The sequence below is a fragment of the Streptomyces sp. NBC_01515 genome (genome assembly GCF_045040345.1).
In the GTDB taxonomy this organism is placed as follows: Bacteria; Actinomycetota; Actinomycetes; order Streptomycetales; family Streptomycetaceae; genus Streptomyces.
The window spans coordinates 2,916,395-2,936,647 of sequence record NZ_CP109416.1 but is presented as its reverse complement, the minus strand read 5'-3'; the positions used below and the strand labels follow the sequence as shown (position 1 = coordinate 2,936,647).

The 20,253-nt window shown below is 71.0% G+C and carries 19 protein-coding genes and 1 pseudogene; 14 read left to right on the top strand and 6 right to left on the bottom strand.

Translation table 11 applies throughout. From position 1 onward, the window contains the following. Nucleotides 1-31: 31 nt before the first annotated feature. From OG407_RS12955 to OG407_RS12920, 8 genes and pseudogenes are all read left to right on the top strand, one after another. Entirely contained in the window at nucleotides 32-2,272 is a 2,241-nt protein-coding gene (locus OG407_RS12955; protein ID WP_405857821.1) for a molybdopterin oxidoreductase family protein, read from the top strand. Between the two features lie 122 nt (nucleotides 2,273-2,394). Next, complete coding sequence (locus tag OG407_RS12950) at nucleotides 2,395-3,798, top strand: CitMHS family transporter (protein ID WP_405857820.1); 1,404 nt, start codon at nucleotides 2,395-2,397, stop codon at nucleotides 3,796-3,798. A gap of 66 nt (nucleotides 3,799-3,864) precedes the next feature. Continuing rightward, nucleotides 3,865-5,088 carry an MFS transporter gene (locus OG407_RS12945; RefSeq protein ID WP_405857818.1) on the top strand — a complete coding sequence of 408 codons (1,224 nt, stop codon included), beginning with the start codon at nucleotides 3,865-3,867 and terminating at the stop codon, nucleotides 5,086-5,088. Between the two features lie 191 nt (nucleotides 5,089-5,279). Then, entirely contained in the window at nucleotides 5,280-6,614 is a 1,335-nt protein-coding gene (locus OG407_RS12940; protein ID WP_405857816.1) for an ABC transporter ATP-binding protein, read from the top strand. A gap of 20 nt (nucleotides 6,615-6,634) precedes the next feature. Further along, nucleotides 6,635-6,835 (top strand): annotated as a pseudogene (locus OG407_RS12935) (DUF3574 domain-containing protein); the annotation flags it as partial. Between the two features lie 80 nt (nucleotides 6,836-6,915). Continuing rightward, nucleotides 6,916-7,314, top strand: coding sequence for a DUF3574 domain-containing protein (locus OG407_RS12930; RefSeq protein WP_405868379.1), 399 nt, complete (start codon nucleotides 6,916-6,918; stop codon nucleotides 7,312-7,314). A gap of 120 nt (nucleotides 7,315-7,434) precedes the next feature. Then, complete coding sequence (locus OG407_RS12925; RefSeq protein WP_405857814.1) at nucleotides 7,435-8,823, top strand: aldehyde dehydrogenase family protein; 1,389 nt, start codon at nucleotides 7,435-7,437, stop codon at nucleotides 8,821-8,823. A gap of 19 nt (nucleotides 8,824-8,842) precedes the next feature. Further along, nucleotides 8,843-9,925, top strand: coding sequence for a Zn-dependent alcohol dehydrogenase (locus OG407_RS12920; protein WP_405857812.1), 1,083 nt, complete (start codon nucleotides 8,843-8,845; stop codon nucleotides 9,923-9,925). A 45-nt stretch (nucleotides 9,926-9,970) separates the two neighbouring features. On the opposite strand, the gene OG407_RS12915 is transcribed toward OG407_RS12920, so the two are convergent. Beyond that, the gene (locus tag OG407_RS12915; RefSeq protein WP_405857810.1) at nucleotides 9,971-10,912 is read right to left on the bottom strand and encodes a DMT family transporter; all 942 of its coding nucleotides are present in this window, start codon (nucleotides 10,910-10,912) and stop codon (nucleotides 9,971-9,973) included. Nucleotides 10,913-11,126: 214 nt separating this feature from the next. Here OG407_RS12915 and OG407_RS12910 point away from each other — a divergent pair, with 214 nt between their 5' ends. Continuing rightward, nucleotides 11,127-12,059 (top strand): acetamidase/formamidase family protein, encoded by a 933-nt coding sequence (locus OG407_RS12910; protein ID WP_405857808.1) that lies wholly within the window; start codon nucleotides 11,127-11,129, stop codon nucleotides 12,057-12,059. A gap of 108 nt (nucleotides 12,060-12,167) precedes the next feature. Here the strand turns inward: OG407_RS12910 and OG407_RS12905 are convergent, their stop codons facing one another. Further along, nucleotides 12,168-12,809, bottom strand: coding sequence for a TetR/AcrR family transcriptional regulator (locus OG407_RS12905; RefSeq protein WP_405857806.1), 642 nt, complete (start codon nucleotides 12,807-12,809; stop codon nucleotides 12,168-12,170). Nucleotides 12,810-12,913: 104 nt separating this feature from the next. Here OG407_RS12905 and OG407_RS12900 point away from each other — a divergent pair, with 104 nt between their 5' ends. The 3 genes from OG407_RS12900 (at nucleotide 12,914) to OG407_RS12890 (ending at nucleotide 15,068) form a co-directional block, all read left to right on the top strand. Then, nucleotides 12,914-14,065: an acyl-CoA dehydrogenase family protein gene (locus OG407_RS12900; protein WP_405857804.1), complete on the top strand. Its 1,152-nt coding sequence runs from the start codon at nucleotides 12,914-12,916 to the stop codon at nucleotides 14,063-14,065. Between the two features lie 60 nt (nucleotides 14,066-14,125). Next, nucleotides 14,126-14,371, top strand: a complete 246-nt coding sequence (locus OG407_RS12895) for a YiaA/YiaB family inner membrane protein (protein ID WP_019059193.1) — start codon at nucleotides 14,126-14,128, stop codon at nucleotides 14,369-14,371. Nucleotides 14,372-14,444: 73 nt separating this feature from the next. Continuing rightward, nucleotides 14,445-15,068, top strand: a complete 624-nt coding sequence (locus OG407_RS12890) for a TetR/AcrR family transcriptional regulator (protein WP_405857802.1) — start codon at nucleotides 14,445-14,447, stop codon at nucleotides 15,066-15,068. A gap of 21 nt (nucleotides 15,069-15,089) precedes the next feature. Here OG407_RS12890 and OG407_RS12885 read toward each other — a convergent pair whose 3' ends face one another. Next, a complete protein-coding gene (locus tag OG407_RS12885; protein WP_405857800.1) occupies nucleotides 15,090-15,551 on the bottom strand; it encodes a MaoC family dehydratase in 462 nt (153 codons plus the stop codon). Between the two features lie 126 nt (nucleotides 15,552-15,677). On the opposite strand from OG407_RS12885, the gene soxR reads away from it, so the two are divergent. Beyond that, on the top strand, nucleotides 15,678-16,187 hold the full coding sequence (gene soxR, locus OG407_RS12880; RefSeq protein ID WP_403590321.1) for a redox-sensitive transcriptional activator SoxR: 510 nt from the start codon (nucleotides 15,678-15,680) through the stop codon (nucleotides 16,185-16,187). 18 nt (nucleotides 16,188-16,205) lie between these two features. Here soxR and OG407_RS12875 read toward each other — a convergent pair whose 3' ends face one another. After that, nucleotides 16,206-17,303 carry an RNA ligase (ATP) gene (locus OG407_RS12875; RefSeq protein WP_405857798.1) on the bottom strand — a complete coding sequence of 366 codons (1,098 nt, stop codon included), beginning with the start codon at nucleotides 17,301-17,303 and terminating at the stop codon, nucleotides 16,206-16,208. Between the two features lie 148 nt (nucleotides 17,304-17,451). On the opposite strand from OG407_RS12875, the gene OG407_RS12870 reads away from it, so the two are divergent. Next, nucleotides 17,452-18,174 carry a hypothetical protein gene (locus OG407_RS12870; protein ID WP_405857796.1) on the top strand — a complete coding sequence of 241 codons (723 nt, stop codon included), beginning with the start codon at nucleotides 17,452-17,454 and terminating at the stop codon, nucleotides 18,172-18,174. Here the strand turns inward: OG407_RS12870 and OG407_RS12865 are convergent. Together OG407_RS12865 and OG407_RS12860 are read right to left on the bottom strand one after the other, a co-directional pair. Further along, nucleotides 18,120-18,848 (bottom strand): 3-keto-5-aminohexanoate cleavage protein, encoded by a 729-nt coding sequence (locus tag OG407_RS12865; RefSeq protein ID WP_405857794.1) that lies wholly within the window; start codon nucleotides 18,846-18,848, stop codon nucleotides 18,120-18,122. The two genes, OG407_RS12870 and OG407_RS12865, sit on opposite strands and share 55 nt — an antisense overlap. A 53-nt stretch (nucleotides 18,849-18,901) precedes the next feature. Beyond that, nucleotides 18,902-19,861, bottom strand: a complete 960-nt coding sequence (locus OG407_RS12860) for a hypothetical protein (protein ID WP_405857792.1) — start codon at nucleotides 19,859-19,861, stop codon at nucleotides 18,902-18,904. Between the last annotated feature and the right edge of the window lie 392 nt (nucleotides 19,862-20,253).

Sequence of the window (20,253 nt, the reverse complement as noted above, 5' to 3'; positions counted from 1 at the left end):
CCAAGAGGCAACGAAGCCCCCTGGAGGCCCCGTGTCCCGCACCGCCCCGCGTATCTGCCCCCTGTGCGAAGCCACCTGTGGGCTGACGCTGACCATCGAGGGCACCCGGGTGACCGGTGCCCGAGGGGATCGCGACGACGTGTTCAGCCGGGGGTTCATCTGCCCCAAGGGTGCCTCCTTCGGGGCCGTCGACAGTGACCCGGACCGGCTGCGCGGCCCCCTCGTGCGTCGGGACGGTGAGCTGCGCGAGGCCACCTGGGAGGAGGCGTTCGACGCGGTCGCGGCGGGCCTGCGCCCGGTCGTCGAGCGGTACGGGCCGAACTCCGTCGGTGTCGTCCTCGGCAACCCCAACGTGCACACGATGGCCGGTGCCCTCTACCCGACCGTCCTGCTCGGCGCCCTCGGCACCCGCAGCGTCTTCACCGCGTCCACGGTCGACCAGATGCCCAAACACGTCTCCTGCGGTCTGCTCTACGGCGACGCCAACGCGATCCCGGTACCGGACCTCGACCACACCGACCATCTGCTCCTCATCGGCGCCAACCCCCTTGAGTCCAACGGGAGTCTGTGCACCGCCCCCGACTTCCCCGGCAAGCTCAAAGCCCTCAAGGCCCGCGGCGGCACCCTCACCGTCATCGACCCGCGCCGCACCCGCACCGCCAAGCTCGCCGACCGTCACATCGCGGTCCGCCCCGGCACCGACGCCCTGCTGCTCGCGGCGATGACCTACGTCCTCTTCGACGAACACCTTGTGGAGATGGGGGAGTTGGCCCCGCACGTGGAGGGGGTTGAGGAACTGCGCGCGGCCGTAGGGGACTTCACCCCGGAAGCCGTGGCCGGGGCCTGCGACGTGGACGCCGACGAGATCCGCGCCCTCGCCCGCGAGCTCGCCGCCGCCCCAACTGCCGCCGTCTACGGCCGTATCGGCAGCTGCACCGTCCCGCACGGCACCCTCGCCAGCTGGCTCGTCGACGTCCTCAACATCCTCACCGGCAACCTCGACCGGCCCGGCGGTGCCCTCTTCCCGCAGGCCGCCACCGACCGGACACCCCGGCCCGCCGGACCGGGCCGCGGCTTCGCGCTCGGGCGCTGGCGCTCGCGGGTGAGTCGATACCCGGAGGCGAAGGGGGAGTTGCCGCTCTCCGCGCTCGCCGAGGAGATCGACACCGCGACCGCCGAGGGCGAACCGATCCGCGCGCTCATCGCCGTCGCCGCCAACCCCGTGCTCTCCGCCCCGGACGGCACCCGCCTCGACAAGGCCCTCGACTCACTGGACTTCATGGTGAGCGTCGACCCGTACCTCAACGAGACCGCACGCCACGCCGACGTGGTGCTGCCGCCGCCCCCGCCCTCCCAAAGCCCGCACCACGACTTCGCGTTCAACACCCTCGCCGTCCGCAACCAGGTCCGCTACACCCGTCCCGCGATCCCGCTGGAGCCCGGCCGGATGGCCGAGACCGAGATCCTGGCCCGGCTGGTCCTCGCCGCGAGCGGCATGCACGGCGCCGACCCCGCCGCCGTAGACGCGATGGTCGTCGACCAGACCCTCGGCAAGGCCGTCACGGACCCCAACTCGCCCGTCCACGGCCGGGATTCGAGTGAGGTGGCCGCCCAACTCACCGGCGACACCGGCCCCGAGCGACGGCTCGACATGATGCTGCGCCTGGGTCCCTACGGCGACGGCTTCGGCGTACGACCCGACGGGCTGACCCTTCAGCGACTCCTCGCGCACCCGCACGGCATCGACCTCGGCCCGCTCGCCTCCCGTCTGCCGCAGCCGCTCAAGACCCGCAGCGGCAAGGTCGAACTGCTGCCGCGGCCGATCGTCGACGACCTGCCCCGGCTCCGCCAGGCGATGAGCGACCGTGCCGACGGTCTCGTCCTCGTCGGCCGCCGTCATCTGCGCTCCAACAACAGCTGGATGCACAACGTGCCCGCCCTCACCGGCGGCACCAACCGCTGCACCCTGCAGATCCACCCCGACGACGCGGAGCGCCTCGGCGTCGTCGATGGAGCGTCGGTCAGGGTGAAGGGCGCCGGGGGAGAGGTGACCGCCCCCGCCGAGATCACGGACGGGCTGCGCCGGGGTGTGGTGAGCCTTCCGCACGGCTGGGGCCACGACCGTCCCGGCACCCGGCTCAGCCACGCGGCCACCGATCCGGGCGTCAACGTGAACCAGCTGCTCGACGGCAGCCAGCTCGACCCCTTGTCGGGCAACGCGGTGCTCAACGGAGTGCCCGTGGAGGTCGCCGCGCTGACCGCACCGCTGTGACCTGGAGTTTTGCGCTTATTGCTCGCGCGTCAACATCTTGTTAACGCGGCTTTGCGCGACCTAACGTCGTCGGACCGCCGTCCCTGGTGGGAGTTCAAAGGCGAACGTTAGGTGTTCCACTCATGCTGACCATCCTCGGGTTCACCATGATCGCGACCTTCCTGGTCCTGATCATGCTGAAGAAGATGTCGCCGATCGCGGCGCTCGTGCTGATACCGGCGCTGTTCTGCGTCTTCGTCGGAAAGGGCGGCAAGCTCGGCGACTACGTCATCGACGGCGTCACCAGCCTCGCGCCCACCGCGGCGATGCTCATGTTCGCGATCGTCTACTTCGGCGTGATGATCGACGTGGGTCTCTTCGACCCGATCGTGCGAGGGATCCTCAAGTTCTGCAAGGCGGATCCGCTGCGCATCGTGGTCGGTACGGCGGTCCTCGCCGCGATCGTCTCCCTGGACGGCGACGGCTCGACCACCTTCATGATCACGGTCTCGGCGATGTACCCCTTGTACAAACGCCTGAAGATGAGCCTCGTCGTGATGACCGGCGTCGCCGCGATGGCCAACGGCGTGATGAACACGCTTCCTTGGGGCGGCCCCACCGCCCGCGCCGCGACCGCCCTCAAGGTCAGCGCCAGCGACATCTTCGTCCCGATGATCCCGGCGCTCGCCGTGGGCATGCTGGCGGTCCTCGTCCTCTCCTACGTCCTCGGCCGCCGCGAGCGCAAGCGGCTCGGCGTGCTGACGCTGGACGACGTGCTCGTGGAGGAGCCGGAGACCGAGACGGTGCTCGTGGGGGCCGGCGGCGACGGCAACACGCGCACCCGCACCGGCAGTTCGGGCTCCGGCACCGACGCGGACGCCGAACTCCCCGACGAGGACGAAGGATTCCAGGGCCTCGACCCCGACAGGGCGACCCTGCGCCCCAAGCTCTACTGGTTCAACGCGCTGCTCACGGTCACTCTGCTCACCGCCATGATCATGGAGTGGCTGCCGATCCCCGTCCTCTTCCTGCTCGGCGCCGCCCTCGCCCTGACCGTCAACTTCCCCCACATGCCCGACCAGAAGGCCCGCCTCGGCGCCCACGCGGAGAACGTCCTCAACGTCTCCGGCATGGTCTTCGCCGCCGCCGTCTTCACCGGCGTCCTCCAGGGCACCGGCATGGTCGACCACATGGCGACCTGGCTGGTCGGCAACATCCCCGACGGCATGGGCCCGCACATGGCCTTCGTCACCGGTGTGCTGAGCATCCCGCTCACGTACTTCATGTCGAACGACGGCTTCTACTTCGGCATCGTCCCGGTGCTCGCCGAGGCCGGAAACGCCCACGGCGTCTCGACCCTGGAGATCGCCCGCGCCTCCCTCGTCGGTCAACCGCTGCACATGTCCAGCCCGTTGGTGCCCGCCGTGTACGTCCTGGTCGGCATGGCCAAGGTCGAGTTCGGCGACCACACCAGGTTCGTCGTCAAGTGGGCGGCCCTGACATCGCTCGTCGTCCTCGGGGCAGGAATTCTCTTCGGCATCATCTGAACCGCATCGACTGAACCGCATCGTCTGACCCGGCATCATCCGCCCCACGGGACAAGGGACTTCGTCATGGCGCCCGGCAGGAACCGCGGCTGGCTGCTCCGCCTCGTCATCGCCTTCAGCTTCACGCAGGGGGCGGTGTCGATGGCCCGCCCCGCCGTCTCCTACCGGGCCCTCGCGCTCGGCGCCGACGAGCGGGCGATCGGCGTCATCGCGGGCGTATACGCGCTGCTCCCGCTGTTCGCCGCCGTACCGCTCGGCCGCCGCACCGACCACGGCCGCTGCGCACCCCTGCTGCCCGTCGGCGTGGTCCTGATCTCCGGCGGCTGCGCGCTCAGCGGACTCGCCAACTCCCTCTGGGCGATGGCCATGTGGAGCGGCGTGATGGGCCTGGGCCACCTCTGCTTCGTGATCGGCGCCCAGTCGCTCGTCGCCCGCCAGTCCGCCCCGCACGAACAGGACCGCAACTTCGGCCACTTCACCATCGGCGCCTCCCTCGGCCAGCTCATCGGCCCCATCGCCGCGGGCGCCCTGATCGGCGGCTCCGACATGGCCGGCACCAGCGCGCTCGCCCTGCTCGTCGCGGGCGCGGGCGCCGCCGTGTCGTTCACGTCCCTGTGGCGCATCGAGGACCGCAGGACCGTCAAGTCCCGTACGGAGCAAGGCGACCGCGTACCCATGCGCAGCATCCTGGGCGCCCGGGGCGTACCCGCCGGCATCTTCATCAGCCTCTCCGTGCTCTCCGCCACCGACATCCTCACCGCCTACCTACCGGTGGTCGGCGAGCACCGGGGCATCGCGCCCTCCGTGATCGGCGTCCTGCTCAGCATCCGCGCGGCGGCCACCATCGCCTGCCGACTGGTCCTGACCCCGTTGCTCCAACTGCTGGGCCGGGCAGCCCTGTTGACCGCGACCTGCCTCCTGGCGGGCGTCCTGTGCGCGGGCATCGCGCTCCCGCTCCCGGTGTGGGCCATCGGCCTGATGCTCGCGATCCTGGGCTTCTGCCTCGGAGTCGGCCAGCCCCTCTCCATGACGACGGTCGTCCAGGCCGCCCCCGACGACGCCCGCTCCACCGCCCTCGCCCTACGACTGACCGGAAACCGCCTCGGCCAGGTCGCCGCGCCCGCCGGTGCGGGTCTCGTCGCCGGAGTCGCGGGTGTGGCCGCGCCGTTCGTGATGCTCGGCGCGCTGCTGGTGCTGTCTGCGGGGGTCGCGCTGCGCTCACCGGCGCGAACGCCCCGCGAAGGGGCCGTAGCCGGCGAAACCTCGAAGGCGCGCAACCGGGTTCGGTGAAGCGGTACTTGGCCTGAATGTGATCGTCCGTTTTCTCACCACCCGGACCGACACGCCCGATCCCGTCCGGTCTCTTCCCCCCGGTGCGCACATTCCGTTAGCTTCCGTGACTCACAAGCCTCGTACGGCCCGTACGAGGTGACCGGACCGCGGAGCACCGTCGCCCAAGTGAGCCCCCGGGGGCACTCGTCATGACACGCGCCATCTCCCTGCACGACGTGAGCAAGGCCTACGCGCGAGGCCCCCGTGTGGTGGACCGGCTGTCGCTGGACATCGCGCCGGGGGAGTTCCTCGTCCTGCTCGGGCCGTCCGGGTGCGGCAAGTCGACCGTGCTGAGGATGATCGCCGGCCTGGAGCAGATCACCGAGGGCGAGTTGAGACTCGACGGCGAGTACTCCAACGAACTCGCCCCGTCCGAACGGGACATGGCGATGGTGTTCCAGAACTTCGCCCTCTACCCGAGCATGACCAGCCGCGACAACATCGGCTTCCCGCTGCGCATCGAGACCCCCGGCGAGGACCCGCGCGCCCGCGTCGACGCCACCGCCCGCATGCTGGGCATCGAGGACCTCCTGGAACGCTTCCCCGGCCAGCTCTCCGGCGGCGAACGCCAGCGCGTCGCCATGGGCCGCGCCATCGCCCGCCACCCCTCCGCGTTCCTCATGGACGAGCCCCTCTCCAACCTCGACGCCAAACTCCGCAACCACCTCCGCGCCGAAATCTCCTCCCTCACCCGCAAGTTGGGCGTCACCACGGTCTACGTCACGCACGACCAGGCCGAGGCCATGTCGCTCGGCGACCGGGTCGCCGTGCTGCGCGGCGGAGTCCTCCAGCAGGTCGGCACCCCGCGCTCGGTGTACGCCCTGCCCCGCAACGTCTTCGTCGCCGCGTTCATCGGCACCCCGCGCATCAACCTCCTGCGGGGCCTGGTCCGGGCCCCGTTGGACGGCGCGATGACCATCAGCCTCGGCAAGCAGTACCTCCGGCTGCCCGAACCCCTGTGCCTGGACCACCAGTTGCTCCGCGTCCAGCAGGGCCGCGAGGTGATCGTCGGCCTGCGCTCCGAGGCCATCCGCATCGCCAAGCCCGCCGCCGCCCGCCCCGGCGAGGTGGTGATCAGCGGCCTGGTCGAGCACGTGGAGTTCCAGGGTCACGAGGTCCTCGTCCACTTCAACACCGGCTCCCGGCCCGCCGTCGTACCGGAGCTGGAGGCCCCGCGCCCCGCCCGCCCGGTCCGTCGCCGGGGACGCGAGGGCGGTGTCCTGCACCGGCTGCGGGGACGCGCGGGCGCACTGCGCGCCGGACGGGTGGGGGTCCTGGACCCCTCGGCGGCCCCGGAATCCGACCCCGTGCCACCCGAGGGCCGCCTCCCCGGCGACCTCGTCGTGCGCACCACCCCCGACATCGAACTCCGCTACGGCATGCAGGTCCCGCTCCTCGTCGACATCGCCCACCTGTTCGTCTTCGACCAGCACGGCGAACGGATCTCCCCGGCCCCGGCGCGGCTGCCCGACCTGGACGAGTGACGCCCGGTACGGATAGGCGCATGACCCTGCACTTCACCCGAAACCGGGCAGCCCTCGCGACCGCCGGCCTCCTCCTGGCCGCCGCGGCCCCCACCGCCTACGCGAGCCTCGACGCGGAAACCGCTCCCGCTCCGACGCGCGGAACGCCGTACGTCGAGACGCAGCTCTTCTTCGGCACCGAGCGGCCGGACGGCGGACCGGCCGTCAGCGACCGGCAGTTCATGGCCTTCGTCGACAAGGAGGTCACGCCGGACTTCCCGGACGGGCTCACCGTGCAGCCCTCGCGACCGCCGGCCTCCTCCTGGCCGCCGCGGCCCCCACCGCCTACGCGAGCCTCGACGCGGAAACCGCTCCCGCTCCGACGCGCGGAACGCCGTACGTCGAGACGCAGCTCTTCTTCGGCACCGAGCGGCCGGACGGCGGACCGGCCGTCAGCGACCGGCAGTTCATGGCCTTCGTCGACAAGGAGGTCACGCCGGACTTCCCGGACGGGCTCACCGTGCAGGACGGGCGCGGGCAGTGGCGGGACGCGAACGGGGCGATCGAGAAGGAGCGGTCGTACGAGCTGATCCTGCTGTATCCGGTGACGGCGGCGGGCGCGAACGACCGGAAGATCGAGGAGGTCCGGCGGGCGTACGAGAAGGCCTTCGGGCAGGAGGCGGTGGCCCGGGTGGACGACCGGACCCGGGCCGATTTCTGAGGTGCCCGCACTCCGACCGCCGCGGTCTCCGCGCGTCTGTGACCCGGGTCTCTGGCGCCGGAAAACTAACATCGCTAGTTTGTGAGGCGGACGACGACGTCACGCCCGGGAGGCAGCACCATGAAGGCACACGACGGCATGTACATCGACGGCGCCTGGCGCCCCGCCGCGAGCGGGGAGACCATCGACGTGGTGAACCCGGTCGACGAGCAGGTGATCGACCGCGTCCCGGCCGGTACCGCCGCCGACGTCGACACCGCCGTACGGGCAGCCCGTGCCGCCCTCCCGGGCTGGGCCGCGACCCCGCCCGCCGAACGCGCCGCCCGACTCGCCTCGCTGCGGGACGTGTTGGTGGCGCGCAAGGACGAGATCGCCGAGACGGTCACCGCCGAACTCGGCTCACCGCTCGCCTTCTCGCAGGCCGTCCACGCGAGCGTGCCGATCGCGGTCGCGGGTTCGTACGCCGAACTCGCCGCGACCCACGCCTTCGAGGAGAAGGTGGGCAACTCGACGGTCTACCAGGAGCCCATCGGCGTGGTCGGCGCGATCACCCCCTGGAACTACCCCCTGCACCAGATCGTCGCCAAGGTCGCCCCCGCCCTCGCGGCGGGCTGCACGGTGGTGCTCAAGCCCGCCGAAGACACCCCGCTCACCGCCCAGTTGTTCGCCGAGGCGGTCGACGAGGCGGGCATCCCGGCCGGTGTCTTCAACCTGGTCACGGGTCTGGGGCCGGTGGCCGGCCAGGCACTGGCCGAACATCCCGGCGTCGACCTCGTCTCCTTCACCGGCTCCACGGCCGTGGGCCGCCGGATCGGCGCGACAGCCGGTGCCGCGGTAAAGAAGGTCGCCCTCGAACTGGGCGGCAAGTCCGCCAACGTCATCCTCCCGAGCGCCGACCTCGCCAAGGCCGTCAACGTCGGCGTCGCCAACGTGATGTCCAACTCCGGCCAGACATGCAGCGCTTGGACCCGCATGCTCGTCCACCGCGACCAGTACGACGAGGCGGTGGAGCTGGCCGCGACGGCCGCCGCCAAGTACGGCACCCGCATCGGCCCGGTCGTGAACGCCAAACAGCAGACCAGGGTGCGGAGTTACATCGAGAAGGGCATCGCGGAGGGTGCGCGACTGGTGGCGGGCGGCCCCGAATCCCCTTCCGAGCAGGGCTACTTCATCAGCCCGACCGTCTTCGCCGACGTCACCCCCGACATGACGATCGCCCAGGAGGAGATCTTCGGCCCGGTCCTCTCGATCCTCCGCTACGACGACGAGGACGACGCCGTGCGCATCGCCAACGGCACGGTCTACGGCCTCGCGGGCGCGGTGTGGGCCGGTGAGGAGGCCGAAGCGGTCGCGTTCGCACGGCGGTTGGAGACCGGGCAGGTGGACATCAACGGCGGGCGCTTCAACCCCCGTGCCCCGTTCGGGGGTTACAAGCAGTCGGGCGTGGGCCGGGAACTGGGCGCGCACGGTCTGTCCGAGTACCTCCAGACCAAGTCCCTTCAGTTCTAGCCCCGTCAGGAGGCCTCGCATGGTTCGCGCCGCCGTACTGCCCGCCGTGGGCGCCCCGTTGGAGATCGCCGAGATCGACCTCCCGGACCCCGGCCCCGGCCAGGTCCGCATCCGCCTCGCCGCCGCCGGGGTCTGCCACTCCGACCTGTCCCTCTCCAACGGCACGATGCGTGTGCCGGTCCCGGCGGTCCTGGGCCACGAGGGCGCGGGCACGGTCGTAGCCGTAGGAGAGGGCGTCACCCACGTCTCACCCGGCGACTCCGTCATCCTCAACTGGGCCCCGTCCTGCGGCACTTGCCACGCCTGCACCCTCGGCGAGGTCTGGCTCTGCGCCAACGCCCTCAACGGCGCCGCCGACGTCTACGCCCACCGCGCCTCCGACGGCGGCGACCTCCACCCCGGCCTGAACGTGGCCGCGTTCGCCGAGGAGACGGTCGTATCGGCGTCCTGCGTCCTGCCCCTCCCGGAGGGCATCCCCCTCACCGACGCGGCCCTCCTCGGCTGCGCGGTCCTCACCGGCTACGGTGCGATCCACCACGCGGCGCGGGTCCGGGAGGGCGAGACGGTCGCGGTCTTCGGAGTCGGCGGAGTAGGTCTCTCGACCCTCCAGTCGGCCCGGATCGCGGGCGCCACGACGATCGTCGCCGTCGATGTCTCTCCGGAGAAGGAGGAGTTGGCCCGCGCGGCCGGAGCGACGGAGTACGTGGTCGCCTCCGAGAACACGGCCCGGGAGATCCGCGCCCTCACCGGAAAACAGGGCGTGGACGTCGCTGTCGAATGCGTGGGCCGGGCGGTCACCATCCGCACCGCCTGGGAGTCCACCCGCCGCGGCGGCCGCACCACGGTCGTCGGCATCGGCGGCAAGGACCAGCAGGTCACCTTCAACGCCCTCGAACTCTTCCACTGGGGACGGACGTTGAGCGGCTGCGTCTACGGCAACTCCGACCCGGCGAAGGACGTCCCGGTACTCGCCGAACACGTCCGCGCCGGACGCCTGGACCTGGGCGCGCTGGTGACGGACCGGATCGCGCTGGAGGGAATCCCGGCGGCGTTCGAGAACATGGTGGCGGGGAAGGGTGGACGGGCACTGGTGGTGTTCTGAACCGCCTTGTCGGTGGCACCGGCGGTTCAGGCTGAACTCCCTTGCCTACGGCACCTGTTCGGGCTGCGGCTCCTCCGCCGCCGCAGCCCGCTTCGCCCTCGCCCTCGCGCCCGGCCGGGACCGCGACACCGCCACGCCCGCCAGACACAGCACGCCACCCGCCAGCGTGAGCAGTCCGGGCACCTCGCCGAGCGCCAGCCACGACATCAGGACGACCAGCGCGGGCACCGCGTACGTGGTCGCGCCCATCTTGCTGGCGGTCGTCCGGGCGAGGGCGTACGCCCAGGTGGTGAAGGCGAGGGCGGTCGGGAAGACGCCCAGGTAGACCATGTTGAGCGTGGCGGAGACGGGCGCGTCACCGGCCTGCCCGACAAGCTGCCCGGCGAACGGCAGGCACATCACCGCCCCGACGAGACAGCCGAACGTCGTCACCTGGAGCGCGCTCGCCCGGGCCAGAGCCGGCTTCTGGGCGACGACCCCACCGGCGTACGCGACCGCCGCGAGCAGACACAGCACCACACCGAGCACGGACGAACCCCCGTCGCCCGACATCGAAAGCCCCACAGTCACCGCACCGGCGAACGACACCGCCATCCCCGCGAGCAGCCGCGGCGGCATCGCGTCACCGAGCAGCCGTGAGCCGAGCAGGGCGATGAGGATCGGCCCGATGTTCACGACGAGCGCGGCGGTACCGGCGTCGACCTGCTGCTCGCCCCAGTTCAGGACGACCATGTAGAACCCGAACCACAGCACGCCCGAGATCGCGATCCCCCGCCACGCGGACCGCGGGGGCATCCCTTCCCGCCGTACGAGAGAGATCGCCCCCAGGGCCAGCGCCCCGCTCGCCAGCCGCCCCAGCGCCAGCGCGCCCGGCGAGTAGGCGGACCCCGCGCTCCGGATGGACACGAACGCGGAGGCCCACAGCACGACGGTGACGACAGCGGCTGCGGCGGCTGCCCGTTGGGTACGGCGCGGGGGTGTGGTCATGCGTCCGAGAGTAGGCGGCGGCAGGACAGCACCGCTGGCGGAAATCGGACGCGGTCGTCGGGGGAGGCGGACGCGATCGTAGGGGGAAGTTCCTGATGCCTATGGGGTCAGTTTTATTGCCTGTGAGGCTTGACGGCGGGCCCGGCCGACGGGCAGAGTCCGAAACAGCGCGCCGCCACGCACCGCCATGTACCGACAGGTGAGGACGGGTCCGATGAGCCACCACTCCGTACCGAAGCAAGTGCATCGCCTGTGGTCGCCGGACCACGAACCCGTGCTGGAGGTCGAGGACGGCGACACCGTGTCGTTCGACCTCACCGAGGCCACGGACGGACAGTTCGCCCCGACGTCGACAGTCGAGGCGGTCGCGGGATTCGACTGGGACCGCGTCTATCCACTCGCCGGACCCATAGTCGTCAAGGATGCCGAACCGGGCGACGTCCTGGAGGTGGAGTTCCTGGAGCTGAGGTCCGTCGACTGGGGCTGGACGGCCGTACTCCCCGGACTCGGCCTGCTCACCGAGGACTTCCCCGACGCACACCTCCACCTCTGGGACCTGACCACCGGAGACACCGCCAGCTTCCTCGACGTGGCCGACATCCCAATCCGCCCCTTCTGCGGGGTAGTTGGGGTCTGCCCCGACGTCACCGAACCCCAAAGCGTGCTGCCCCCCGGCCACTTCGGCGGCAACGTCGACTGCAAGGACCTCGTCGTCGGCACCAGGCTCTACCTCCCGGTCCAGGTCCCCGGCGCCCGCCTCAGCCTGGGCGATCCCCACGCGGCCCAGGGCGACGGCGAGTTGTGCGTCAGCGCGATCGAGGCGTCCCTGTCGGGCGCGGCCCGCATCCGCCTGCACAAGGGCCGCCGCATCCCGGCCCCCCAATTCGAGACGGCGGGCCCCCTCCGCCCGGACACCGACCGCGCCGGCCACTACGCCACGATGGGCGTAGCCCCCGACCTCATGCACGCGGCCCAGGACGCGACCCGAGCCATGATCGACCACCTGGGCACCCACTACGGCCTCGCCCCGATCGACGCCTACGTCCTGTGCAGCGTCGCCGTAGACCTGAGAATCACAGAGGTAGTGGACGCCCCCAACTGGATAGTCACGGCCCACCTACCCAAGGCGATCCTCCGGGCACGATAAAACGGGGGTCGCGCTCCCTTTTTAGGGGCGCGGGGCTGTGTCTATTTGCGGCTCCGCCGCGTGGGCGCGACCAGCCACGACGTGGCGGCACTCGACACACAACGGAACCTAACCGGCCCGCCGCATCCCCTCGAACTGCCCGGCCAACCCATCCAGCAACGCCGCAAGCCCCACCTCAAAAGCCCGCTCATCCACCTTCTCCTGCTGCTCGGCAAGAAGATGCGCCTGCCCAAGATGCGGATAGTCGGCAGGGTCGTACGCACTCTCGTCGTCCACGAACCCCCCAGCGAACGACCCCAACGCGGACCCCATGATGAAGTACCGCATCAACGCCCCGATCGACGTGGCCTGCGCCGCAGGCCACCCCGCATCGACCATGCCGCCATAGACCGCATCCGCAAGCCGCAACCCCGCCGGCCGCCGCCCCGGCCCCGTCGCGAGCACAGGCACGATGTTCGGATGATCCCGCAGCGCGGACCGATACGACACGGCCCAGTCACGCAGCGCCGTACGCCAGTCCCGCCCGTCCTCGAACATCGACAGATCGACCTGCGCACTCACCGAGTCCGCGACCGCCTCCAGAATCTGGTCCTTCGTGCGGAAGTGGTTGTACAGCGAGGGCCCACTCACCCCCAGCTCCGCGGCGAGCCGACGCGTGGAGACCGCCGCCAACCCCTCCGCGTCCACCAGCACGCGCGCCGTGTCGACGATCCGGTCGGTGCTGAGGAGGGGCTTGCGCGGTCGGGCCATGGCGCACATAGTAGGGCTGCGAGAGTCAAACTAGCAGTGCTAATTTAAATGTGCAGTAGTCGATGTACGGCCTTCCACTTGCCTTCCACTTGGGGTGACGCGCAATGAACCTGGAGCTCAGCGAGGAGCAGGAGGCCGTACGGCGGCTCGCCAAGGACTTCGTGGACCGCGAGATCGCCCCGCACGTGATCGCCTGGGACCGCGCGGAGGAGGTCGACCGCTCGATCGTCAAGAAGCTCGGCGGCGTCGGCTTCCTGGGACTGACGATCGACGAGGAGTACGGCGGCTCCGGCGGCGACCATCTCGCGTACTGCCTGGTCACCGAGGAACTCGGCCGCGGGGACTCCTCCGTGCGCGGGATCGTCTCCGTGTCGCTGGGCCTCGTGGCCAAGTCGATCGCGGCCTGGGGGAGCGAGGAGCAGAAGCGGCGCTGGCTGCCGGGTCTCACCTCCGGCGAGTACGTCGGCTGCTTCGGGCTCACCGAACCCGGCACCGGTTCCGACGCCGGCAACCTCACCACCCGCGCGGTCCGCGACGGCGACGACTACGTCATCAACGGCACCAAGATGTTCATCACGAACGGCAGTTGGGCCGACGTAGTACTCCTCTTCGCGCGTTCGACCGACGCCCCGGGACACAAGGGCGTCTCCGCCTTCCTCGTGCCGACCGACACCCCCGGCCTGACCCGACGCACCATCCACGGCAAGCTCGGCCTGCGCGGCCAGGCCACCGCCGAACTCGTCCTCGAAGACGTCCGCGTCCCCGCCTCCACGATGATCGCCCCCGAGGGCAAGGGCTTCTCGGTCGCCATGTCGGCATTGGCCAAGGGCCGGATGTCGGTCGCGGCGGGCTGTGTCGGCATCGCGCAGGCCGCGCTGGACGTGGCGGTCCGCTACGCCGGTGAGCGCGAGCAGTTCGGCAAGTCCATCGCGCAGCACCAGCTCGTCCAGGAACTGATCAGCGACATCGCCGTCGACGTGGACGCGGCCCGCCTGCTGACCTGGCGGGTCGCCGACCTGATCGACCGGGGCCTGCCCTTCGCCACCGAGTCCTCCAAGGCCAAGCTCTTCGCCTCGGAGGCCGCCGTCCGCGCCGCCAACAACGCGCTCCAGGTCTTCGGCGGCTACGGCTACATCGACGAGTACCCGGCGGGCAAGCTGCTGCGCGACGCCCGCGTGATGACCCTCTACGAGGGCACCAGCCAGATCCAGAAACTGCTCATCGGGCGTGCGCTGACGGGCGTTTCGGCGTTCTGAGTACGTGAGTTGAGTATCTGCGCGGATGTCGTACGGGTCGTGGTCGCCGACGCTCGACCCATGAGCGAAGCATCGGGCAAACCGCAGAACACGGCCGCCTTCTACGGCCAGGCAGTCGCCTCCTTCTCCGTCGCCATCGCGGCGACCGCCATCGGCATCTTCAAGCTGCACGCCGACGCCTGGGTACGGGCCTTCCTCGCGATCGCCGTCCTGTACCTGGTCACCTCCTCCTTCACCCTCGCCAAGGTGATCCGGGACCGGCAGGACGCGGCGCGCACCACCTACAACCCGTTCGAAAAGCTCTGAGCGGGCAGACTAAGCGCTCGCTCAGGTTCGGCGGTATGGTGGAGCCCTTGTCACCGAGAGGGGTTCACGAGCGATGAGTACGGCGGAGGAGACCGGCGCGGGCGACCCGCAGGCCTGGGCAGAGGTCACGCCCGACGCGGCCCGGCGACTGCTGATCGCCGCCGTGGAGGCCTTCGCCGAGCGCGGCTACCACGCGACGACCACCCGGGACATCGCGGGCCGCGCCGGGATGAGCCCGGCCGCGCTCTACATCCACTACAAGACCAAGGAAGAACTGCTCCACCGCATCAGCAGGATCGGCCACGAGAAGGCCCTCGACATCCTGCGTACGGCGGCGGGGCGCGAGGGCAGTGCCGCCGAGCGGCTCGCCGACGCCGTCAGCTCCTTCGTGCGCTGGCACGCGGGCGGCCGTACCACCGCGCGGGTCGTGCAGTACGAACTCGACTCGCTCGGCCCGGACGCCCGCGCCGAGATCCTCGCGCTGCGCCGGCAGGTCGACGCCGAGGTGCGCGGGATCGTCGAGGACGGGGTGGCGGACGGCTCCTTCGACGTGCCGGACGTGAAGGGCACGACCCTCGCGATCCTGTCGCTGTGCATCGACGTGGCCCGCTGGTTCAGCCTCGACGGCCCTCGGACGCCCGACGAGGTCGGCGCGCTCTACGCCGACCTCGTGCTGCGGATGGTGGGGTCCAAGTAGCCGCCCTGTCAAGGGTGTTGGTCAGAGGTAGTAGCGGGACACCGACTCGGCCACGCACACCGGCTTGTCGCCGCCCTCGCGCTCCACGGTGAACGCGACGGTCACCTGGACGCCGCCCGGCACGTCGTCGACGCCGGTGATCCTCGCGGTGGCGCGCAGCCGGGAGTCGACCGGGACCGGGGCGGGGAAACGGACCTTGTTCGTCCCGTAGTTGACGCCCATCTTCACGCCCTCGACCCTGATCAGCTGCGGTCCGAAGAGCGGGAGCAGCGACAGGGTGAGGTAGCCGTGCGCGATGGTCGTCTTGAAGGGTCCGGCCGCCGCCTTCTCCGGGTCGATGTGGATCCACTGGTGGTCGCCCGTCGCGTCCGCGAACAGATCGATCCGCTTCTGGTCGATCTCCAGCCAGTCGGTGTGCCCCAACTGCTCACCGACCGCCGCCCGCAGGTCGTCGACGGAGGTGAAGATCCTCGGCTCTGCCATGTCCTGTCCCGGCCTCTCACGTCATCCAGCATCGTCGTCGTATAGCTAAGCAACTGCTTAGCATGGTCGGATGCGGGGCCGCTGTCAACGGACCGCGGGTGTGACGCGATGGGTAGGCTCTGGCAGGTGCCTCAGATCCCCGAGAAGATCCACGAGCTGACCGTCGGCCAACTCTCCGCACGCAGCGGAGCCGCCGTCTCCGCCCTGCACTTCTACGAGGCCAAGGGCCTGATCAGCAGCAGCCGCACCACGGGCAACCAGCGCCGGTACACCCGTGACACCCTGCGCCGGGTCGCCTTCGTGCGGGCCGCCCAGCGTGTCGGGATCCCGCTGGCCACCATCCGCGAGGCGCTCGCCGAACTCCCCGAGGAGCGCACCCCGACCCGCGAGGACTGGGCCCGCCTCTCCGAGGCCTGGCGCTCCGAACTCGACGACCGCATCAAGCAGCTCAACCGCCTCCGCGACCACCTCACCGACTGCATCGGCTGCGGCTGCCTGTCCCTGTCGGCCTGCGTCCTGTCCAACCCGGACGACGTGGTGGGCGAACGGGGCGCGGGTTCACGGCTGATGACGGAACCGGGGCAACGCGCGCCCCGGGGCAGGCGGACGGACACCGGCCCCGAGGCGCGCGACTGAGGGCGACGCGGTGGGGCGTCACTCGTACTCGGTGCCGCCCTTCCGCGTCAGATACGCCGGGCTGACGGCTTTCGCGATCGCCCGTCCACCGGTCACCGCGCTGTACCGCTCCACCGCCGGACGGATCACGACCCCCTCGCGCAGATGCAGCCCGCGCCCGGACACGGTCTCCCGCCCGCTCGCGACCTCCAGCACCCGCTCGATGTCGTACGGCCCCTCGTACAGCCGGGGCACCAACGGCAGCTCGCCGTCCAGCAGTTCGGCCGGGTCCAGCCAGCGCACCGCCCCGTCGATCTCGGCGGACACGTCGAACACGGCGTACCCGAGCGTCTCGCGCCGTCCGTCGGCGCCGTACGTCAGGTCCTGCACGCCCGCGCCGTACACCTCGCCGAAGATCCCGACCCGGCGCGCGCCGAGCCGTTCGGCGAGTCGGGCGGCGGCCTCGGGGACGCCGTGGCCGCGGACGGCTCGCCAGTACAGATTGCGCGGATCCTCTTTCAGGGCAAGGGACTTGGCGCCGAAGCCTTTGGAGGAGACCTGCACGTGACTGCCTTCGTCCCCGACCTCGTCCCCGCCCTCGCTCTCGGTGAAGTAGGTCAACAGGCAGGCGGAGCCGTGCAGTTTCTCGGTCAGGACCACAGCCTCGCCCGGTTCGAATATCCCGGGAAACCGCTGGATGTTCTCGATGTCGACCCAGGGCAGCAGATCCGGCGCGTGCTCGACGTCGCCGTCCATCGTGGGCGGGATCGGCGGCACCCACTTGACGATGCCGAGCCGCTCCGCGAAGTCGGTACCGTCCAGGGCGGCCTGAGCCAGATCGACGTCGGCGAGGGCCTTCGGCCGGCACACGATGCCCTGCGACAGCTCCCCGCGCAGCCGCACCGCCCTGACCCGGTCCGCGTTGCTCCCCGCGAGGCGCCCGGTGAGCCCCAACTCCTCGATCAGGCCCGCCGGAAGCACGGACTGCTCGGGGATGTAGACGGCGGTCTCACCGGTGCGGTACTCGCCCTTGGCGACAACGGCTCGGTACAGGCCGACCTGGGCCAGTTCGAGGGCGTCGGCGTTCGGGTGTTCATGGACGGTCAGCACTTCGGCGGTGACGCGCAGCGTCGACATCGGGACTCCTCGGGTTCCTCAGTTGGGTTTCATCGCCCCCAACTGTCCTGTTCCGAAAGGGGTGGAGCGAGTGGTTTTGTGGCTGCTAGCGTCGGTCTCTTCGGCCGGCGGCGACGCCGTGCACGGAGTACCGACGGGATCAACTCCCATGACCTCAGCCGCACTTGACGCCGCACTCGCGGACATCGACACGGTCTTCAACGGATTCGCCAGCCCGCACGAGACCGGCTGCGGATACTGCCACGCGCCGGAGGAGACCGCGTTTCTGCGCACGCCGTACACGCGCGTGCCCCTGGATGTGGTGCGGTACTACCTCTTCGAGGTGCCCGACCACTTCGACGACCATCCCGCCGTGATGCGACGCCTGCTGCCGCAGGCCGCACGGGCGATGGCCGAGGGCACCCTGAGCACGATCGGCTACGGCGCTCATGGCCTGAGCCGGGTGGACTGGCGTTCCTGGCCGGCCGAGCAGTCCGCCGCCATCGAGGCTTTCCTGCACGCCTGGTGGCAGGACACCCTCACCCTGCCCGAGCCGCCGTACGGCATCGGCGACACCTTCGAGACCTGCGCCACGATCGCCGGGACCGCGATGCCGTTCCTGGACGGGTGGATATCGGGCCCGGTCGCGGAGGCGCACCTCGCGCACTGCGCCGACACCTGGCTCTACGACCTGTTGTCCGACTCCTCCCCGTTCTGCTGGTGGTACGACTCCGGCGTGGCGGAACTGCGCACCTGGTTGGCCGGCCCCGGTGCCGCCCGCCTCCACGCTCAGGGCGAGTACGACCTCGCGATACGCGCCCAACTCCTCGCCCTGCCCTATGACGAGCGCTGGGCGCACCCGTACTGGACCAGCCCCTCGGCCACCAACTGAGCGTTGGACAAGGCCCGTTCACCGTCCGGCAGGAGCAACGTGTCCTCCAGGCCGATGCGCGTCGCGAGCCCCAGCCGCCCCGCGAGCCGGAGCACCGGCCAGGCGCCGCCGTCCTCGCCATGCAGGAGTACAGGGCGGCCGTGAGTGTCGCCGAGGTCGGAGAGCAGCGCCCGCGCGGACGCCTCCGCCGTGTCCGCGTCCGGGTCCGTCACCTCCGCCAGGACCCGCAGCACCCTGGCGCGGAGCGGTGACACGGCGAACCGGGCGGCGCCCTCCGTGCCCGACCAGATGCCCGCCTCCACCCCGACGCCCCGGTCCAGCAACGCCGCCGCGACCTCCTCGGCACCCGGCTCGTGCCAGTTGACCGAGGCGTGGTCGGGCAGGATCGTCCAGCCGCGCACCCGCTCCACCCGTGCCGCGGGGTCCGGTTCGGCCCAGGCGCCCGTGGTCACGCCGACCGGCACGGTCACCCGCGCCCGTATCGCCTCCAGCGTCACCGCGAGGACGCGCGGTGACAACGTGTCCTGTCCGCAAGGGGACTTGGGATGTAGGTGGACGTCGGTGGCCCCCGCCGCGACCGCCTCCACCGCGGCGTCGGCCAACGCCCCGGGCGTGACCGGCACCATCCAGCCGTCGGCGGACCCACGGGCCCCGTTGAGACAGACCTGCACCATGCCTCGATGGTGCCACCCGCCACTGACAACCACCCCTCGTCCCAGCCACTCCCTCATCCCCACACCCACCGGATCCCGACCCGGCAGGGCCCCGCCCCCAACGCCACCGCGTGCACCGACCCCGACGCGTCCACCCGGAGCCGTTGTTCGCGGGGGCGCCCGGCGCGGGGACGGGGATCGAGGCCGTTCGTGCGGAAGGAGTAACACGTGCGGGGCAGGCACTCCTTCGCGAAACGGACCTCCAGGAGGTGTTCGCGCATCGGGACGTGGATCGTGGTCTCGGCACGCTGGGAGTACGGGCGCGGGCCCCGGTGCTCGACCGTGTAGTCGACGATCACGGTCTCGCCGCGCGCCAGGCGCCTGTCGAAGAGCAACTCCGCCGCCACCAGGCCCTCTTCGGGGAGTTCGAGAACCGTGCCGAGCCGCGCCGGTACCGCCACGTGGAAGTACGGCAACGGGCCGGGCGCGTCCAGGCGGTACAGGGCGATCCAGCGGTCCGCGCCGTCCGCCTCGGCGCGCAGCAGGCGCCGGCTGGTCATCGACCGGACGCGGCGGTCGGCGTCCACGTCCACCCGGTTGTGGCAACTGAGCCGGGTCAGGCTGTCGTCCCAGCGGGTGTCGAGCGCGGCGAGGGCGGCGGTGAGGTCGTGGTGGTCCGACCAGGCCCGGGCGAGATCGGGATGGTCGCCGTCCGGCGGCAGCCAGCGGCCGCGGGGCCGGGGCGGGCCCAGCAGACCGGTCAGCGCTCCGGGCGGCAGCCGTAGGACGTCCTCCAGTACGGCGAGTGCCGCCAACGACCGTTGCCGTTCCGGCTGGTAGCGCCCCGACTGCCAGGAGCTGAGCGTGGCCGACGCCACAGGGGTGCCGCGACGCAGCAGCCGATCCTGGATCCGGTCCAGGCTCAGCCCGCTCGCCGCGATGGCCGCCCGCAACGCCTCATGGAACGGCATCGCCCCGGTGCCGGACGCCGGTTCATCCGGTCTGGACGCCACGTTCTCCGGCTTGGACGCCATGTTCTCCGGCCCGGACCCCGCGTTCTCCGCTCCGGACGGTGCGCTCTCGGTGCCAGAAGGCGTGAGCCCCGGTCTGGGATGCGGCGCGTACGCCGTTCTGGAAGGCGGCGCGCTCTTCGGTCTGGGCGCCGTGTTCTCCGGCCGGGACGGTGCGCTCTCGGTGCCAGAAGGCGTGAGCCCCGGTCTGGGATGCGGCGCGTACGCCGTTCTGGAAAGCGGCGCGCCGTCCGGTCTGGGCGCCATGTTCTCCGGCCCGGACCCCGCGTTCTCCGCTCCGGACAGTGCGCTCTCGGTGCCGGAGGGTGCGTGCTCCGGTTCGGGAGGCGGTACTTGCTCCGGTCTGGAGTGCGCGTGCTCCGGGCTGGAAGGCGGCCCGTACTCCGGTGCGAGCG

Excerpts from the sequence above, each read along its gene's own strand:
- OG407_RS12860 (WP_405857792.1), bottom strand. The coding sequence starts at position 19,861 with ATGGCGTCCAAGCCGGAGAACGTGGCGTCCAGACCGGATGAACCGGCG.
- OG407_RS12885 (WP_405857800.1), bottom strand. The coding sequence starts at position 15,551 with ATGGCAGAGCCGAGGATCTTCACCTCCGTCGACGACCTGCGGGCGGCG.
- OG407_RS12940 (WP_405857816.1), top strand. The coding sequence starts at position 5,280 with ATGACACGCGCCATCTCCCTGCACGACGTGAGCAAGGCCTACGCGCGA.
- OG407_RS12890 (WP_405857802.1), top strand. The coding sequence starts at position 14,445 with ATGAGTACGGCGGAGGAGACCGGCGCGGGCGACCCGCAGGCCTGGGCA.
- OG407_RS12900 (WP_405857804.1), top strand. The coding sequence starts at position 12,914 with ATGAACCTGGAGCTCAGCGAGGAGCAGGAGGCCGTACGGCGGCTCGCC.
- OG407_RS12910 (WP_405857808.1), top strand. The coding sequence starts at position 11,127 with ATGAGCCACCACTCCGTACCGAAGCAAGTGCATCGCCTGTGGTCGCCG.
- OG407_RS12950 (WP_405857820.1), top strand. The coding sequence starts at position 2,395 with ATGCTGACCATCCTCGGGTTCACCATGATCGCGACCTTCCTGGTCCTG.
- OG407_RS12895 (WP_019059193.1), top strand. The coding sequence starts at position 14,126 with ATGAGCGAAGCATCGGGCAAACCGCAGAACACGGCCGCCTTCTACGGC.
- OG407_RS12865 (WP_405857794.1), bottom strand. The coding sequence starts at position 18,848 with ATGGTGCAGGTCTGTCTCAACGGGGCCCGTGGGTCCGCCGACGGCTGG.
- OG407_RS12945 (WP_405857818.1), top strand. The coding sequence starts at position 3,865 with ATGGCGCCCGGCAGGAACCGCGGCTGGCTGCTCCGCCTCGTCATCGCC.
- OG407_RS12905 (WP_405857806.1), bottom strand. The coding sequence starts at position 12,809 with ATGGCCCGACCGCGCAAGCCCCTCCTCAGCACCGACCGGATCGTCGAC.
- OG407_RS12920 (WP_405857812.1), top strand. The coding sequence starts at position 8,843 with ATGGTTCGCGCCGCCGTACTGCCCGCCGTGGGCGCCCCGTTGGAGATC.
- OG407_RS12915 (WP_405857810.1), bottom strand. The coding sequence starts at position 10,912 with ATGACCACACCCCCGCGCCGTACCCAACGGGCAGCCGCCGCAGCCGCT.
- OG407_RS12870 (WP_405857796.1), top strand. The coding sequence starts at position 17,452 with ATGACCTCAGCCGCACTTGACGCCGCACTCGCGGACATCGACACGGTC.
- OG407_RS12875 (WP_405857798.1), bottom strand. The coding sequence starts at position 17,303 with ATGTCGACGCTGCGCGTCACCGCCGAAGTGCTGACCGTCCATGAACAC.
- OG407_RS12925 (WP_405857814.1), top strand. The coding sequence starts at position 7,435 with ATGAAGGCACACGACGGCATGTACATCGACGGCGCCTGGCGCCCCGCC.